This is a genomic window from Pantoea sp. SGAir0180, from assembly GCF_043546245.1.
Genome location: NZ_CP028071.1, coordinates 1,396,333 through 1,411,484, shown reverse-complemented (window position 1 = coordinate 1,411,484; position 15,152 = coordinate 1,396,333). Strand labels below are relative to the sequence as shown.

Here is a 15,152-nt window from a genome sequence, read left to right as displayed (position 1 = left end):
CCGGCCTCCATGCAGGGTTAACGTTCCGGGATTAAACGAATCAGTCCGTCGTTTTCCGACGGCGCTTCGGGGGACGGCTCATCTGCACCATTCTGCGCCTCAATCATCCGCCGCAGCAGTGCATTCTGTTTCTTTTGCTCTTCTAACAATGACGTCAATAACGCAACCTGTTCGTTCGCCCGAACGCTGGCGCGATTAACGTAAAACCACAGCATTAATGCCACAATCAGCGCCAGCAGAAAAACGCCGTAACTGATTACCGGTCCCGCATTCGCGGCTAACTCATTCATAACTGCCTCAAGATACCTGATGAAATCACAAAAAAAGAACGACCGTCTATTCTACTCCGCGCCGCCGCAAAAGATAATGGTGACGTCAGCGATATAGCGCTTTCTGCGCTTTCAGTTATCTCTGATCGCATCCTGCCTGAAAGCGAGGCATGCTAATCCTGTACATCATGTTAAGCAGCAGTCACTGGAACGCTGCGTGGGTATCATAAGGAGATACAATGAAACTCTTCATTCGGGCGATTATCGTTATCGGCATCCTCTGGCTGGCTATGCTGTTCACAGGTTACGGCGTGCTGGCGGGCAGCAACAAGAATGCCGCGGGACTGGGGCTGAAATGTAACTATCTGACCGCAAGAGGGATGGTGACCGCGCAATATCTGCATACAGACAGCGGCGTGGTGGGCGTGACGGATTGCCCGCTGCTAAAGAAAAGTAGCGAAGTGGTCGACAACGGATAACGGAGGAGCGGGCCAACTGGCCCGCTTTTTTTTAACCCACGTCATTGCCGGTATAGCCCAGCTCTGACGAAAGACGTTGGCCCGCTTCACGTAACAGCGTCACATACTGTTGCTTGTTCGCGGCAGAAAAGCGCAGCGTGGGAAAGGACAGGCTCAGTCCGGCGACGGCGACACCAAAGCGATCAAAAATGGGCACGGCGATGCAGCGCACGCCCACTTCCTGTTCTTCGTTATCCTCACCATAACCCTGTGCCCTGACCTGACCCAGTGCTTCGCGTAACGCGCCTGCGTCCGGTAAGGTGTTGGCGGTGTTAATAGTGAACGTCATGCGCTCCAGAATGGCATTCACCTCCTCCCGACTGCGCCAGGCCAACAACACTTTTCCCAGTGCGGTGGAGTGCAGTGGATTGCGGTGACCAATACGTGAGGCCATACGCAGGTTATACAGCGAGTCAATTTTATGCACATAGACCACACTGTCATCATCCAGCGCGCCCAGATGGATTGTCTCTTTGGTCAGACGCGATAACTCGCGCATGTGTACATCGGCGCTGCGGATAAGATCGCTATGCTGCAACGCGTTGGATCCCACCTCAAACAGTTTCAAGGTCAGCGAATATTTTTCACTTTCCCCTTCCTGCGCGACATAACCCAATGCTTTCATAGTTTGCAGGAATCGGTAGACCGTACTTTTGGACATCATCAGCCGTTGTGCCAGCTCGGTAATACCGTGATCGCGCTCTTCGCTTAACGCCTGCAAAATCCCGAATACTTTTTGCACCGAAGAGACGGCATCCGGCTGTTTATTCTTTTCGTCAGCGGCCATTTGTCACCCTGAATACGTGTTTCAAAAAAACTGGAACAGAGTTGCAGTATAGAGTGACAGCGCCGATCCCGGCAATCTTCCGGGTTTGAAACATCTCTAAAATATATTTTTTCCGTGGGTACGATGCAATTTGGCGGCCAATTGATTAGCATGATGATATTCACACTCTTTAATATTAGCCTCTATGTCACTTTCCTCTTCTGACGGCGGACTCGCAGTACCCCAACGCTACTGGGCTATTCTGACGATCGCCATCGGCCTTATCATGGCGGTACTGGATGGATCGATTGCCAATGTCGCGCTGCCAACCATCTCACGTGAGCTACAGGCCAGTCCGGCCCAGTCAGTCTGGGTGATTAATGCTTATCAGATTGCCATTGTCGCCTCGCTACTGTCGTTGTCCTTTTTAGGCGATATCGTCGGCTACCGCCGCGTGTACCAGGCAGGGCTGGTGGTGTTTGCCATCACGTCGGTGTTTTGCGCCCTTTCGCCCTCCCTTCCCCTGCTTACGCTGGGCCGGGTGCTTCAGGGCCTGGGGGGTGCGGCGATTATGAGCGTTAACACCGCCCTGATTCGTATCATTTATCCCCCACATTATCTGGGCCGCGGCATCGCGATCAACGCCCTGCTGGTGGCGATCTCGACGGCGGCCGGCCCCACGGTTGCGGCAGCCATCCTCTCATTTGCCAGCTGGCGCTGGTTGTTCCTGATCAACCTGCCACTGGGCGTTGTCACGCTCTGGCTGGCGTTACGTTATCTGCCGGATAACCCGCAACGGGCCAAAACACAGAAGTTTGATGTCACCAGTGCGGTAATGAATGCGCTCTTTTTCGGCCTGCTTATTTCGGCGCTGGGTGGCTTTGCCCAGGGACAATCGATCTGGCTTATCGCAGGAGAACTTATCACGCTGCTTGTGGTGGGCTACTTTTTTATCCGACGCCAGCTGACGATGGCCGTGCCGTTGCTGCCGGTTGATTTGCTGCGCACCCCTATTTTTGCCCTGTCGATGTGCACCTCCGTCTGCTCTTTCTGCGCGCAGATGCTGGCGATGGTATCACTGCCCTTCTACCTGCAAAGCGTGCTGGGGCGTACAGAGGTCGAAACCGGTTTATTGCTTACGCCGTGGCCGCTGGCCACCATGCTGCTCTCACCGGTCGCGGGACGTTTAATTGAACGAGTGCATGCGGGCTTACTCGGGGGATTAGGGCTGGCCCTGTTTGCCATCGGGCTTTTTCTGCTGGCTCACTTACCTGCGAAGCCAGACGACATGGACATTATCTGGCGCATGATGCTGTGCGGGGCGGGCTTTGGCCTGTTTCAGTCCCCGAATAACCACACCATTATTACCTCCGCTCCGCGTCAACGCAGCGGTGGTGCCAGCGGTATGCTGGGCACGGCACGGTTACTGGGTCAGAGCAGCGGTGCCGCACTGGTAGCGCTGATGTTCAACTGGCTGGGCAATGACGGCACCCATGCGGCGCTGTTACTGGCGGCTGGATTCTCAACCGCAGCGGCCCTGCTCAGTCTGTCGCGCATAAAAACACCGCGCGTACAGTGATAAAAAAAGGCGACTTCTCAGTCGCCTTTTTGCCGGGTTACTTCAGGTATTCGCAGCTACGCAGCGCTTCAATACGTTTATCTAACGGGGGATGCGACATAAACAGCTCGCTGAATGACTTCCCTTTACCGTTGATACAAAACGCCATCATGCTGCTGGGCTCCTGCGGCTCGTAGCTGGTTTTCAGGCGCTGCAGTGCCGCAATCATCTTCTCACGGCCCACCAGTTTCGCTGAACCGGCATCCGCATGGAACTCACGGTGACGAGAGAACCACATGGTAATGATGCTGGCAAGGATACCAAACACCAGTTCCAGCACCATAGAAACGGCAAAGTACACCAGCGGATTACCGTTGCTGCTTTCTTCCCCATCGCGGTTACCAGACATGAAGCCTGCCGCAATCTGCGCCAGAATACGCGAAACGAAAATCACAAAGGTGTTCACGACACCCTGAATCAGGGTCATGGTGATCATATCGCCGTTGGCAATATGCGCGACTTCGTGCGCCAGCACCGCTTCAGCCTCGTCGCGGCTCATGTTTTGCAGCAGCCCGGTCGATACAGCCACCAGTGACGCATTACGGCGGGCACCGGTTGCAAAGGCGTTGATGTCAGGCGCGTGGTAAATCGCGACCTGCGGCATCGCAATACCAACCTGCCGGGCCTGCTGGCTAATGGTCTCTAACAACCAGCGCTCGGTTTCGTTGCGTGGTTGTTCAATCACTTCACCGCCGACCGAACGCAACGCCATCCACTTCGACATCAGCAGTGAGACAAACGCACCGCCGAAGCCAAACAGACCTGCCATAATCATCAGGCCCTGAACACTGCTTGACTGAATTCCTGTCAGGCTGAGAATCAGCCCGAATACCAACATCACTGCCAGGTTGGTCAGCAGGAAAAGAGCAATACGCATCATAACGGTTAATCATCCTCAGTAGTTCATGCGCTCATGCGCGGATACATATCCTATGAGCATTGTGCGGGTTTTCAAGCGACCTTAACGTTTAAGTGCCTAAAAAGACATAACTTTACAATATGACATAACCTTTACCGCAACCCTACTGAATGCGCGCAGTACAACACATTAACGTAACGCATCCTTGCCGGACTTATCATAAAAAAAGCACCGCAGTGCGGTGCTTTTTATTAAACCAGAACGTATCAGTTGCTTTTCGCTGCGGACGCGTCGGGAAGCGTCTTTTCCAGCTGCGCCAGATCGTTGGCAATCTTGACGGTTTCATCCAGATAAGGATCGGGTTCTTTGTAATCCTTAGGCAGGTCATCCAGGCTCTTCAGCGGCTTTTTGCCTTCGGCCTGATAGCGCGCATTAATGCGTTCCAGACGCAGCGCATCGTCTTCGTGGTTCTCTTTCTCGCGTTGAGCAAGATTGAGCGACACGATATTGTGCTTGTCCTTCATGGCATTAAAGCGGGCAATGTCCTTCATGATGTACTGGAACTCACGATCTTTCGCGATACGTTCATCATGTTCTTTCGTCAACTGCGGCACCAGCGCTTTCACATCTCCGGTTTTCGCGTAGGTGGCAGCCGTGATGCTGTCCCACGGTAAGGCGTTATCTTCAAACTTCTCGCCTGTCTCCGCCGCTTCAACGCCGGTAGGCATCAGCAGATCGGGGGTGACGCCTTTACGCTGTGTACTGCCACCGTTAATACGGTAGAACTTCTGAATCGTGTACTGAACCGATCCCAGCGCAGGCCATTCCGGACGCAGCATCTGATCGTAAATGCGGTTCAGCGAGCGATACTGCTGAACGGTGCCTTTACCAAAAGTCGGCTCGCCAACAATCAGCGCACGCCCATAGTCCTGCATCGCCGCCGCAAAGATTTCAGAGGCAGACGCACTGAAGCGGTCAACCAGCACCACCAGCGGCCCTTTATAGTACACAATGCCGTCGTTATCGCTGTCCTGACGGATGCGACCATTATTGTCGCGCACCTGCACCACGGGGCCACTTGGGATAAACAGGCCAGACAGTGAGACCGCCTCGGTCAGTGCGCCACCGCCGTTGGTCCGCAGATCAATCACGATGCTGTCGACATTCTGCTTTTGCAGTTTCTGCAACTGCACTTTGACATCATCGGTCAGGCCCACGTAGAAGCCCGGAATATCCAGTACGCCGACTTTCTGCTTGCCCACATTGTGAATACTCATTTTAACGGCGCGATCTTCCAGACGGATTTTCTCACGCGTCAGTGTCACAATGCGGGTTTTAGTACCTTTACCGGCAGGCAGGATTTCAAGGCGAACCTTACTGCCTTTCGGTCCTTTAATTTTGGCGACGACATCATCCAGACGCCAGCCAATCACATCTTCCATTGGCTTGCCTGGCTCACCGACGCCGACAATACGATCGCCAACGGTGATGGCTTTACTTTTCGCCGCCGGGCCACCCGCGACCATAGAATTGATCACGGTATAATCGTCATCCATCTGCAGTACGGCGCCAATCCCTTCGAGCGACAGGCTCATTTCAGTATTGAACTGCTCGGTATTGCGCGGCGACAGATAGTTGGTGTGCGGATCGATTTCGTGGGCAAATGCATTCATTGCCAGCTGGAACACATCTTCGCTGTTGCTCTGTGCCAGGCGACGGATGGCGAAGTTATAGCGTTTGGTCAGCACGTCACGAATTTCTTTTTCGTCTTTACCGGCCAGCTTCAGGCTCAACTCATCGTATTTCACCTTGGCATCCCACAGCGCATTTAATTCGTTCTGGTCTTTCGGCCAGGGCGCTTTGGAACGGTCAATATCGATGGTGTCATTACCGGTAAAGTTCATCGGGCGAGCCAGGACCGTGAGCGCGTACTGATAGCGTTCGAAGCGGCGTTTCTGGGCCAGATTATAAAGATCGTAAAAAATATCCAGCTTACCGCTACGCAGTTCGTCACCCAGCTGTGTTTTCTTGCTGGCAAACTGTGCTACATCCGACGCCAGCAGCACGTTGTGGCTGTAGTCGAGCATGTTGAGGTAGCGGTCAAAAATTTTGGCGGAAAACGCCCCGTCCAGATCGAACTGGCGATAGTGAGAACGCGTGAACCGTGAGGTGACGCGCTCGCTGACGGTAGGATCCTGGGGATCTTCATGCAACTGAGGAATTTGATCGGCACGAGTGATGTTCTCGGCGGCAAAGGAAGGGCCTGACAACAGCAGGCCCGCGATCAATCCAACTTTTAACAAGGTGTTCATGCCGGGGTCAGCCTCCGTTTCAGAACTGCAGGTGTTCTGCGCGCACAATCATTGCCATGCCGGAAGCGAGCTGTACCCGGACGCCGTCTTTAGAAACTTCCAGAACGGTTGCGTCCATTGCACTTTTGCCTGCTTTAACTTTAATACTCTGGCCGGGTTGCAAAGTTGAGGTATCAGTGATGGGTTTAGCCTGCTGCAGCTCCGGACGGGGTGCCGGTTTGCGATGCTGCGATGCAGTAGGACGCTCAGCAGACTGCGGACGCGGCTTACGCGCGGCGTCACCCTCTGCGGCTTTACGCGGAGCAGGTTTGCGTGGACGACGTGGCGCGCTGGCCCCTTCTTCGCCCTCACCGGCTTCACGACGCGCGGCCCGCTGCTGATCGCGTTGCGCCTGAACACGCGCTTTCGCGTCTTCCAGTTGCTTGCGGGCATGCTCAACGTGCTGCTCATCGAGAACACCGCACGGATTGCCGTCGAGATCCACGCGGGTCGCACCCGCTTTAATACCGTACAGATAGCGCCAGCTGGAGGTATAAAGACGTAATGCTGAACGTAACTGTGTCTTGCTCAGGTTCATTTCGCCCTGAACGCGCTCGACCAGATCCTGAAAGATACCGATTTTGAGCGGACGCGCTTCACCTTCAGCGCTAAAGCAGTGCGGAAAGCGCTCCGCCAGAAAGCTAATGACTTCTTTACTGCTATTCAACTTAGGTTGATTTTCCATGAAATTTCCTGATTACTACGGGTTTGCCGACCAGAGCAGGCATGAACAGGCGACATTATAATGACAACATCGCTAAATGCCATGCAATCCAGTCGATTAGCTACGCGTCAGCTGCAAATATTTTTCTAAGTCCGTGTTCGCGAGCACGTCGCAAAGCCCGTCAGTCAAGGCTACCAGCCCTTTTTCATCATCACTATCAAAGCGATTGTATTCCACACTGTCGATATCCAGCACGCCCACAACGTGACCGTTTACTTTCAGAGGAATCACAATTTCAGCATTACTGGCCGCATCGCAGGCGATGTGCCCCGGAAACGCATGCACATCATCTACACGCTGGACCTGATTTTGCGCCAGCGCTGTACCACAGACACCTTTACCCACGGGGATGCGCACACAGGCAATTTTACCCTGGAACGGGCCAAGCACCAGTGTGTCTGCTTCCGTCAGCAGGTAGAAGCCTGCCCAGTTCACGCCTTCGAGACGTTCATACAACAGCGCGCTAAAGTTACCCATCGCGGCGAGGAACGCCGTTTCTCCCGCCAGTAAGGCGCGCATATCGCGATCTAAATCGGCGTAAAAGGCAGTTTTGTTCATTATTCAACCGTTACCAGTGACATCCGGGCGGCTAACCACTCCGCCAGTTAAAAATAAGCACTAAAAATCCATAGCCATAAGGTGAATCATAGCGTTAGTTACTATAACCTTAACATTCTGTGGATCGAAGCGTGATACCCGAAACAGGTACACAGCAATGTCTTAACAACCCTTTGCGTAGATAACAATAAGCGAACCCTGCACTCTTTATGAAAATTCACGCGATTAGCGAGACATTGCCCCACGCACGTTATCAGCGTTGTCCGCAATGCGATACCCTTTTTTCCTTACCAGATGTGAAATCGCATCAGTCGGCACATTGCCCCCGTTGTAATGCACAAATTGTCAGCGGCTATGACTGGTCGATGACGCGTCTGCTGGCGATGGCGGCCACCATGCTGGTCCTGATGCCGTTCGCCTTCAGCATGCCGTTGATTGATATCCGGCTGCTGGGTATGCGCATTAACGCCAGCCTGCTGGAAGGCATTGTGCAGATGACGCTGCAGGGCAACGTGTTAACGGCCTCCATGGTGGCGTTCTGCACTATCGGTGCGCCCGTCACGCTTGTGGCTGGCATTGGCTACCTGGCGCTGGGCCAGCGTTTGGGCATGAATCTGCGCCCGGTTCTGCTGATGCTGGAGAAGCTGAAAGAGTGGGTCATGCTGGACATTTTCCTGATTGGCATCGCGGTGGCGTCGATTAAAGTTCAGGAATACGCCGATCTCGAAATGGGCTACGGTCTGGTGGCTTACATTGCCCTGACCGTCCTGAGCGTGATGACGCTGATTCATCTCAATATTGAGCAGCTATGGGAACACTTTTATCCGCAACAGCCTCAGGTGACGCGACGGGAGGATCTGCAGGTTTGTCTCAACTGCCATTATACCGATGTTCCCGACGCACGAGGCCGTTGCCCCCGCTGCCATACACCGCTCGACTTCCGTCGCCGTCACAGCCTGCAAAAATCCTGGGCTGCGCTCATCGCTTCCATTGTGCTGCTGATCCCGGCCAATCTGCTGCCCATTTCGGTGGTGTACCTCAATGGCTCGCGGCGGGAAGATACGATCTTCTCCGGCATTCTTTCCCTGGCATCCGGTAATATTCCGGTCGCCGCCATCGTCTTTATCGCCAGTATCTTAGTGCCCTTTACCAAGGTTCTGGTCATGCTGGCGCTGCTTCTCAGCATTCATTTTCGCTGCGAGCAAGGCCTGAAAACCCGCATCCGTCTCCTGCGTTTTGTAACCTGGGTCGGTCGCTGGTCTATGCTGGATCTGTTTGTCATTTCGTTAACCATGTCACTGGTCAATCGTGACCAGTTACTGGCTTTTACCATGGGACCTGCCGCGTTTTACTTTGGCGCGGCTGTGATCCTGACCATTATGGCCGTTGAGTGGCTGGATAGCCGCCTGCTCTGGGATGCACATGCAACAGGAAACGCCGACTACACCGACTAATGCTACGCTGCGTAATAAGCGTAAAATTTCCCCTTTTTGGCTGCTGCCCGTTATCGCCATGCTGATTGCGGGCTGGCTGCTATGGACGAATTTTCAGGAGCGCGGCACTACAATCACCATTAATTTCCAGACGGCAGATGGGATTGTGCCCGGGCGCACGCCTGTGCGCTATCAGGGCGTGGAAGTCGGTACCGTGCAGGGCATCAACCTGAGCGACGACTATCGCAAGATCCAGATCAAAGCCAGTATCAAAAGTGATATGCGTGATGCACTGCGTGAGAATACGCAATTCTGGCTGGTGACACCGAAAGCCTCGCTGGCCGGGGTTTCCGGCCTTGATGCGCTGGTCGGCGGTAACTACATCGGCATGATGCCGGGCGATGGTAAAGAGAGCGACACCTTCACCGCCCTGGATACGCAACCGAAATACCGTGTTAATACCGGCGAGCTGATGATCCACCTTCATGCACCGGATCTGGGCTCGCTGAATACCGGCTCACTGGTCTATTACCGCAAAATTCCGGTAGGCCGCGTGTACGACTACAGTATCAACGGTCAAAACAACGGCGTGTCAATTGACGTGCTTATCGAACGTCGCTTCGTCAACCTGGTGAAAACCAACAGCCGTTTCTGGAACGTGTCCGGCCTGAACGCCGATGTCAGCCTGAGCGGTGCCAAAGTGCAGCTGGAAAGCCTGGCGGCGCTGGTTAATGGCGCGATTGCCTTTGACTCGCCCGAAGGCGCGGAAGCCGCAAAGAGCGACCAGAATTACACCCTCTATCCTGATCTGGCTCACAGCCAGCGCGGTGTGCTGATTAACCTCGATCTGCCCAACGGCGATAACCTGTCGGCTAACCGAACGCCGCTGATGTACCAGGGTCTGGAAGTCGGTACGCTCACCAAACTGAATCTGCAGGACGGCGGCAAAGTCACCGGCGAGATGACGGTTGATCCGTCTGTGGTCGGCCTGATGCGCGAAGGCACACGCATTGAAATGCACAGTCCGAAACTCAGCCTGACTGACACCAGCCTGAGCAGTCTGCTGACCGGCAATACCTTTGAACTGGTGCCCGGCGACGGTCCACCCGTACAGCATTTTACCGTGGTTGCGCCTGACAAAACGCTGCTGCAGCAACCCAATGTGCTCACCGTAAAACTCAGCGCGCCGGAGAGCTATGGCATCGATGCGGGGCAACCGCTGATGTTATACGGTATGAAAATCGGCCAGGTCATCTCGCGCGATCTGGATGAAAATGGGGTGAATTTTGTTGTGGCAATCAATCCTGACCACCGGCAACTGGTGCACAGCGACAGTAAATTCATCGTGAACAGTCGTCTTGATGTGAAATTCGGTCTGGACGGCATGCAGGTGCTGGGAGCCAGCGCACGTGAATGGGTCGATGGCGGTATTCGTCTGGATCCCGGCAAGCGCGGCGCGCCAGAAGCCGCCTATCCGCTGTTTGCGGATGCGGAACGTGCGGAGGAAGGTATTGTGGGTGACGGTCCGTCGACCACGCTGATGCTGACCGCGAAAAGTCTGCCGGATGTTCAGGCGGGATCTGTCGTGCTGTACCGCAAGTTCCAGGTGGGCGAAATCACGAAAGTCACACCGCGCGCGGATGCGTTTGATATTGCCGTTCATATCAAACCGGAATACCGTAAGCTCCTCACCAACGAAAGTGTCTTCTGGGCGGAAGGCGGCGCACGCGTGCAGCTTAACGGCAGCGGATTAACGGTGCAGGCCTCCCCGCTGAACCGGGCTTTAAAAGGCGCGATCAGCTTTGACAACCTGACCGGGGCGAAAGTGGATAAAGGCGTAAAACGCGTGCTTTATCCGTCCGAAACGGCCGCTCGCGCGGTGGGCAGCCAGATTACCCTGCACACCTATGATGCCAGCAAACTGTCTGCGGGCATGCCGATTCGCTATCTGGGCATTAACGTGGGTCAGATCGAATCGCTGTCGCTGAGTGATGACAATAATCAGGTGGTGGCCAAAGCCGTACTTTACCCGGAATACGTGCAGAACTTCGCGCGCGTTGACAGTCGTTTCTCCGTGGTGTCGCCCGAGATTTCGGCCGCCGGGGTGAATCATCTGGAGACGATCCTGCAGCCTTACGTTAACGTTGACCCGGGTAAAGGACGCGGCGCGCGGACCTTTGAGCTGCAGGAAAGCACCATCACCGACTCGCGTTACCTCAACGGCCTGAACATCTATGTGGATGCCACCGAAGCGGGTTCTCTGTCATTAGGGACGCCGGTCCTGTTCCGTGGCGTCGAAGTCGGTACCGTGACCGGCACCTCGTTGGGTAATATGGCGGATCGCGTGCAAATCGCCCTGCGCATCAGTAAGAAATATCAGCATCTGGTACGTAATAACTCGGTGTTCTGGCTCGCCTCCGGCTATAACCTGGACTTTGGGCTGATTGGCGGTGTGGTGAAAACCGGTACCTTCCAGCAATTTATCCGCGGCGGCATTCAGTTTGCTACGCCACCGACGGTCCCGCTGGCCCCGCAGGCGAATGCGAACAAGCACTTCCTGCTGCAGGACGAACCGCCGAAAGAGTGGCGTAACTGGGGTACGGCCATTCCTGACCCGAACCAACCTTAATCCTCCCAAAACGGGCAGCCAGGCTGCCCGTTTTCTTTCCGCGTGTTACACTCCCGCCTTTGCCTCAAAGAGAACTTATCCGTGTCCGACGCCGCTTCACGTTTTCCAGCCGATTTCCTTGACCTTATGCGCCAGAGCCTGCCCGATGAGGCCAGCCTGCAGCAGTTTATCGACATCAGCCAGCAGCCGTTACGCCGCAGCCTGCGAGTCAATACGTTAAAAATCAGCGTCAGCGCGTTTCTGGCCCAAACGGCTCACTACGGCTGGCAGCTTACGCCGGTGCCGTGGTGTGAAGACGGCTTCTGGATCAGCCGGGAGGATGAAAGTTTACCGTTGGGTAGCGTGGCAGAGCATCTGAGTGGCCTGTTTTATATTCAGGAAGCCAGCTCGATGCTGCCGGTGACGGCGCTGTTTGATGCCTGTCCCGATGCGCAGCATGTCATGGATATGGCGGCCGCCCCCGGCTCGAAAACAACACAGATTGCTGCCCGAATGCACAACCAGGGAATTGTCCTTGCTAATGAGTTCTCTTCCAGCCGGGTAAAAGTGCTGCACGCGAACATTACCCGCTGTGGCGTGACCAATACCGCGCTGACTCACTTTGACGCCCGCGTCTTTGGGCCTGCGCTGCCGGAACAGTTCGATGCGATCCTGCTGGATGCGCCCTGCTCTGGCGAAGGCGTGATACGTAAAGATGCGGATGCGCTGAAAAACTGGTCGCTTGCCAGCACCCACGATATCGCCCAGACCCAACGCGATCTGATTGACAGCGCGTTTCATGCCCTGAAGCCTGGCGGTACGCTGGTGTATTCCACCTGCACACTCAATCCGATCGAAAACCAACAGGTTGTGGCCTGGCTGCTGGCGCGCTACCCCGCAGCCGTCGAGGTTGCGCCGCTGACGACGCTGTTTCCAGGCGCAGAACAGGCAGCCACGCCCGAAGGTTACCTGCACGTCTTTCCTCAGCTGTTTGACAGTGAAGGCTTCTTTGTCGCGCGGTTACGCAAAATCGCCTCTGTTGAGCGGCTGCCTGCGCCGACATACAAAGTCGGCAAGCTTCCGTTTACCCCCGTAAACCGCAAACTGGAAAACGATATTGTTCAGGCGGCCGCGAAGGTGGCGCTTCAGTGGGATGAGCGCCTGCAACTGTGGCAACGCGATAAAGAGATTTGGCTGTTTCCCGCCGACATCGTCCCGCTGTTAGGACAGGTCCGTTTCTCGCGGATTGGCCTGAAACTGGCTGAAACCTTTGCGAAGGGTTATCGCTGGCAACATGAGGCCGTTGTCGCGCTGGCGTCACCGCGTCCAGCGCAGACAGTGGAACTGAATGAGGCGGAAGCGGAAGCGTGGTTTCGCGGTCGCGATATCTACCCTGAAAACCCGCCCACCGTTGATGAGATGATTGTGACCTATCAGGCTCAGCCGCTGGGGCTGGCAAAACGGGTTGGCAGCCGGATTAAAAACAGCTATCCGCGCGAACTGGTGCGCGACGGTCGGCTGTTCCGTTAAGCCGTCACACCCCGAAAGTGACACTGTCACATATTCGGCGCTGTTTTACTGATAGCAGCGCCAGAAACGTGGCTCAGCGCGGACGGACCTGCACAAGCGGCAGGCATCGCGCCTGTGCATTCTGGCGCGATGCATGCTGATAACTCAGGCGGTGCGCGCTTTCGCCGGATGGGTCAGCAATTTGGCGGCGGGCCGGATGGGACGTCGCACTAATTCTCCCCCGCAGTTGGGACAATGCCCCTGCAGATGCTGCTCAGCGCAGGTCGCGCAGAAGGTACATTCGAACGAACAGATGCGCGCATCACGCGATGCCGCAGGCAGATCGATATCACAACGTTCACAGTTTGGGCGCAGTTCTAACATGACATTCCCCCTTGCGGTAACGGCTTTCAGCGTGGCAAAACCCATGCAGCGTGTCGAGGATTTTCATCGCCCGTAACGCTTATCCGTCAGGAGATGTGGAACCCGACGTGGCCCTGCTGCGGCTTTCATCGTCGCGCGCCTGGGTCACGTCGCCTTCGTCCTCATTCTCACCCTCGTCCTCTGCGCCCTCCTCATCACTGGTGACCATCGCCGCCTGAATCGCCTCGTCTTCCAGCACCGGATTAAGCGCCGCGCCTAAAGGCGAGGTAGCCAGGCTGTCCGGTAACACCACGTGGGGCAAAGGTACCTCGGTAGTCGGTAACGGAAGCGGCGCTTTCTTCACATAGCTCAGCACAGCAATCAACAGGGTGCACACCGTGAAGAACAGATAAAGCATGTTACTGCCGAAAGGCTGCATCAGCGAGCCCACCAGCAACGGGCCGATACTGGCTCCGATACCAAACGCCATCAGCAGACAGGCCGTCAGTGAAACGCGCTGCTCCGCCGCCACCTGATCGTTTGCCAGCGCCACCTGCAAAGGATAGAGGGCAAACTGCACCATGCTGGCAAGAAAGGCGATGCCGAGCACCCAGTGAAATGACAGCCTGGGCAGCAACACCAGCGGCAAACAGGCCAGCGCCAGCAGCGCTGCAATATAAAACAGCAGCCGCTGACGATCGTAACGGTCGGACAGCCAGCTTAAAGGAAACTGCGATACCAGCCCGGCAAAGATCGTCAGACTCATAAAAATACCGGTCTGCGCATCGCTGAATCCCTTGCTGCTGGCATACACCGGCGCCAGGCCATAAAAGGCGCCGACGACCATACCGGTTAATAAGGTGGTGCTGAGTAATTTAGGGATGGTGCGAAGAAAGTAGCCCAGTTCCATCGGCGCAGGTGACATCGCGCGAACATGCGTGCGCGTCGTCAGCGCAATCGGCACCAGACAGAGGGCAAAACAGAGCGCCACGATTAACAACGTCTGAAGACCAAAGTCACTTTGTAAGGTCAGCACCACCTGACCGCTACTTAAGCCAAGGTAGGTCGCCACCATATAGAAGCCAAAGATTAGCCCACGCTGTGACGATTCCGCCTGGTCGTTAAGCCAGCTTTCCAGCACCATGTACTGGCACATCATGCACAGCCCGATGATCAGGCGCAGGAAAACCCAGAGGGGGATAAAATCTGTCAGCCCGTGTCCGATCACTGACGCCGTGATAATGCCGGCACAGGCTACATAGGCACGAATATGACCGACGCGCGCAATCAGGTTGTGACCCACCTTGCCACCGATCACCAGGCCAATATAGTTTGCCGCAATGATGGCCCCAATCAGCGCACCATTAACCTGATCATGGGCCAGACGCAGTGACACGTAGGTAGTGAGTAACCCTGAGCCCAACAGCATCAACAACGTGGTGGTGTAAAGCGGCAGAAATGTTCTGAGAATTTTTCGCATACGACTCCCTGTCCACAACAGTCATTGGTGTCCTGTAAAGTTTAAAGATAGTTGAATTTGCCCCGCTTTAGGTCGGGACAATTCCGACAGTAAACT

General features: G+C 55.2%; 13 protein-coding genes. 5 read left to right on the top strand and 8 right to left on the bottom strand.

What is annotated here, in order from left to right; genetic code table 11:
- Positions 1–17: 17 nt before the first annotated feature.
- Positions 18–290 carry a YebO family protein gene (locus C1N58_RS06585; protein WP_006119471.1) on the bottom strand — a complete coding sequence of 91 codons (273 nt, stop codon included), beginning with the start codon at positions 288–290 and terminating at the stop codon, positions 18–20.
- Positions 291–508: 218 nt separating this feature from the next.
- Here C1N58_RS06585 and C1N58_RS06580 point away from each other — a divergent pair, with 218 nt between their 5' ends.
- A complete protein-coding gene (locus C1N58_RS06580; protein ID WP_033741931.1) occupies positions 509–748 on the top strand; it encodes a YobH family protein in 240 nt (79 codons plus the stop codon).
- Between the two features lie 31 nt (positions 749–779).
- Here the strand turns inward: C1N58_RS06580 and kdgR are convergent, their stop codons facing one another.
- Positions 780–1,574: a DNA-binding transcriptional regulator KdgR gene (kdgR, locus tag C1N58_RS06575; RefSeq protein ID WP_394564716.1), complete on the bottom strand. Its 795-nt coding sequence runs from the start codon at positions 1,572–1,574 to the stop codon at positions 780–782.
- A 184-nt stretch (positions 1,575–1,758) separates the two neighbouring features.
- Between kdgR and C1N58_RS06570 the strand changes: the two genes are divergently transcribed.
- Positions 1,759–3,132, top strand: coding sequence for an MFS transporter (locus C1N58_RS06570; RefSeq protein ID WP_054633664.1), 1,374 nt, complete (start codon positions 1,759–1,761; stop codon positions 3,130–3,132).
- A 37-nt stretch (positions 3,133–3,169) separates the two neighbouring features.
- Here the strand turns inward: C1N58_RS06570 and htpX are convergent, their stop codons facing one another.
- From htpX to C1N58_RS06550, 4 genes are all read right to left on the bottom strand, one after another.
- Complete coding sequence (gene htpX / locus C1N58_RS06565) at positions 3,170–4,051, bottom strand: protease HtpX (protein ID WP_394564715.1); 882 nt, start codon at positions 4,049–4,051, stop codon at positions 3,170–3,172.
- A gap of 245 nt (positions 4,052–4,296) precedes the next feature.
- Positions 4,297–6,342, bottom strand: a complete 2,046-nt coding sequence (gene prc / locus C1N58_RS06560) for a carboxy terminal-processing peptidase (protein WP_054633663.1) — start codon at positions 6,340–6,342, stop codon at positions 4,297–4,299.
- A 19-nt stretch (positions 6,343–6,361) separates the two neighbouring features.
- On the bottom strand, positions 6,362–7,066 hold the full coding sequence (gene proQ / locus C1N58_RS06555; RefSeq protein ID WP_054633662.1) for an RNA chaperone ProQ: 705 nt from the start codon (positions 7,064–7,066) through the stop codon (positions 6,362–6,364).
- Positions 7,067–7,162: 96 nt separating this feature from the next.
- On the bottom strand, positions 7,163–7,663 hold the full coding sequence (locus tag C1N58_RS06550; protein WP_033741940.1) for a GAF domain-containing protein: 501 nt from the start codon (positions 7,661–7,663) through the stop codon (positions 7,163–7,165).
- A 209-nt stretch (positions 7,664–7,872) separates the two neighbouring features.
- Here C1N58_RS06550 and yebS point away from each other — a divergent pair, with 209 nt between their 5' ends.
- From yebS to rsmF, 3 genes are all read left to right on the top strand, one after another.
- The gene (gene yebS / locus C1N58_RS06545; protein ID WP_033741942.1) at positions 7,873–9,117 is read left to right on the top strand and encodes a membrane integrity lipid transport subunit YebS; all 1,245 of its coding nucleotides are present in this window, start codon (positions 7,873–7,875) and stop codon (positions 9,115–9,117) included.
- On the top strand, positions 9,086–11,725 hold the full coding sequence (locus C1N58_RS06540) for a PqiB family protein (protein ID WP_394564714.1): 2,640 nt from the start codon (positions 9,086–9,088) through the stop codon (positions 11,723–11,725). Before yebS ends, C1N58_RS06540 begins: the two co-directional genes overlap by 32 nt.
- Positions 11,726–11,806: 81 nt before the next feature.
- Complete coding sequence (gene rsmF, locus C1N58_RS06535) at positions 11,807–13,234, top strand: 16S rRNA (cytosine(1407)-C(5))-methyltransferase RsmF (protein ID WP_039343108.1); 1,428 nt, start codon at positions 11,807–11,809, stop codon at positions 13,232–13,234.
- Between the two features lie 144 nt (positions 13,235–13,378).
- On the opposite strand, the gene C1N58_RS06530 is transcribed toward rsmF, so the two are convergent.
- On the bottom strand, positions 13,379–13,597 hold the full coding sequence (locus C1N58_RS06530; protein ID WP_054633659.1) for a DUF1272 domain-containing protein: 219 nt from the start codon (positions 13,595–13,597) through the stop codon (positions 13,379–13,381).
- A gap of 79 nt (positions 13,598–13,676) precedes the next feature.
- Positions 13,677–15,056, bottom strand: a complete 1,380-nt coding sequence (locus C1N58_RS06525; RefSeq protein ID WP_054633658.1) for an MFS transporter — start codon at positions 15,054–15,056, stop codon at positions 13,677–13,679.
- Between the last annotated feature and the right edge of the window lie 96 nt (positions 15,057–15,152).

Excerpts from the sequence above, each read along its gene's own strand:
- C1N58_RS06585 (WP_006119471.1), bottom strand. The coding sequence starts at position 290 with ATGAATGAGTTAGCCGCGAATGCGGGACCGGTAATCAGTTACGGCGTT.
- C1N58_RS06580 (WP_033741931.1), top strand. The coding sequence starts at position 509 with ATGAAACTCTTCATTCGGGCGATTATCGTTATCGGCATCCTCTGGCTG.
- C1N58_RS06570 (WP_054633664.1), top strand. The coding sequence starts at position 1,759 with ATGTCACTTTCCTCTTCTGACGGCGGACTCGCAGTACCCCAACGCTAC.
- prc (WP_054633663.1), bottom strand. The coding sequence starts at position 6,342 with ATGAACACCTTGTTAAAAGTTGGATTGATCGCGGGCCTGCTGTTGTCA.
- C1N58_RS06540 (WP_394564714.1), top strand. The coding sequence starts at position 9,086 with ATGCAACAGGAAACGCCGACTACACCGACTAATGCTACGCTGCGTAAT.
- C1N58_RS06550 (WP_033741940.1), bottom strand. The coding sequence starts at position 7,663 with ATGAACAAAACTGCCTTTTACGCCGATTTAGATCGCGATATGCGCGCC.
- C1N58_RS06525 (WP_054633658.1), bottom strand. The coding sequence starts at position 15,056 with ATGCGAAAAATTCTCAGAACATTTCTGCCGCTTTACACCACCACGTTG.
- proQ (WP_054633662.1), bottom strand. The coding sequence starts at position 7,066 with ATGGAAAATCAACCTAAGTTGAATAGCAGTAAAGAAGTCATTAGCTTT.
- C1N58_RS06530 (WP_054633659.1), bottom strand. The coding sequence starts at position 13,597 with ATGTTAGAACTGCGCCCAAACTGTGAACGTTGTGATATCGATCTGCCT.
- kdgR (WP_394564716.1), bottom strand. The coding sequence starts at position 1,574 with ATGGCCGCTGACGAAAAGAATAAACAGCCGGATGCCGTCTCTTCGGTG.
- htpX (WP_394564715.1), bottom strand. The coding sequence starts at position 4,051 with ATGATGCGTATTGCTCTTTTCCTGCTGACCAACCTGGCAGTGATGTTG.
- yebS (WP_033741942.1), top strand. The coding sequence starts at position 7,873 with ATGAAAATTCACGCGATTAGCGAGACATTGCCCCACGCACGTTATCAG.